Origin of the sequence: Burkholderia sp. Se-20378, assembly GCF_017104665.1 — a bacterium.
In the GTDB taxonomy this organism is placed as follows: Bacteria; Pseudomonadota; Gammaproteobacteria; order Burkholderiales; family Burkholderiaceae; genus Burkholderia; species Burkholderia lata.
Map to the genome: position 1 here is coordinate 1 of NZ_JAAGPG010001148.1, position 889 is coordinate 889.

Genomic DNA, 889 nt, shown 5'->3' on the forward strand with positions numbered 1-889 from the left:
TCGGTCGCCGCGATGCTCGCGTACGTCGCGTGCAGCCCGTCGCCGCTCGCGATCCTGCCGCTCGAGGACCTGCTTGCGCTGGACACGCAGCCGAACCTGCCGGGGCCGCCCTGCGGCCACCCGAACTGGCGGCAGCGCCTGCCGCGCGCGATCGACACGCTGTTCGACGCCGCGGTGCGCGACCGCATCGCGGCCGTCGTGCGCGCACGCCGTTCGCGGGAGTCCGGCCCATGACGCCACGCGCGACGCTGCGACTGCAGCTGCATGCGGGCTTCACGTTCGACGACGCGGCCAAGCACGCCGGCTACTTCGCGCGGCTCGGCGTGAGCCACCTGTACCTGTCGCCGATCGCGACGGCCGAACCCGGTTCGCGGCACGGCTACGACACCGTGGACTACGGCACGCTCAACCCCGAACTCGGCGGCGAAGCCGGTTTCATCCGGCTCGTCGATGCGCTGCGCGCGCACGGGCTGGGCGTGATCGTCGACATCGTGCCGAACCACATGGGCGTCGGCGGCGCGTCGAACGGCTGGTGGAACGACGTGCTCGAATGGGGGCCCGCGAGCCCGTACGCCCGCCACTTCGACATCGACTGGCATCCGCCCGACGCGGCGCTCGACGGCAAGGTGCTGCTGCCCTGCCTCGGCACGCCGTACGGTGAAGCGCTCGCGGCCGGCGACCTCACGCTCGACGCCGATCCGGCCACCGGACGCTTCTTCGTGTCGTGCCCCGGACGACGGCTGCCGGTGGCCGCCGCCACCTATGCGGACATCCTGCGCATCGCGAATCGTGCCGACCTGAACGCGCTCGCCGAACGCTTCGACGCCGCGCCGCCGCGCGACAGCGCACGACTGGCCGACGCGCATGCGGCGCTGCGCGACCACGCGGC

2 protein-coding genes are annotated in these 889 nt (G+C 73.2%); both read left to right on the forward strand.

Annotation, left to right across the window (positions count from 1 at the left end; all coding sequences use genetic code 11):
* On the forward strand, positions 1–234 hold a 234-nt coding region (locus G3N93_RS40670; RefSeq protein WP_206135594.1), incomplete at its 5' end, for a 4-alpha-glucanotransferase.
* A partial coding sequence (locus G3N93_RS40675; protein ID WP_241026925.1) for an alpha-amylase family glycosyl hydrolase occupies positions 231–889 on the forward strand: 659 nt, incomplete at its 3' end. The genes G3N93_RS40670 and G3N93_RS40675, both read left to right, overlap by 4 nt.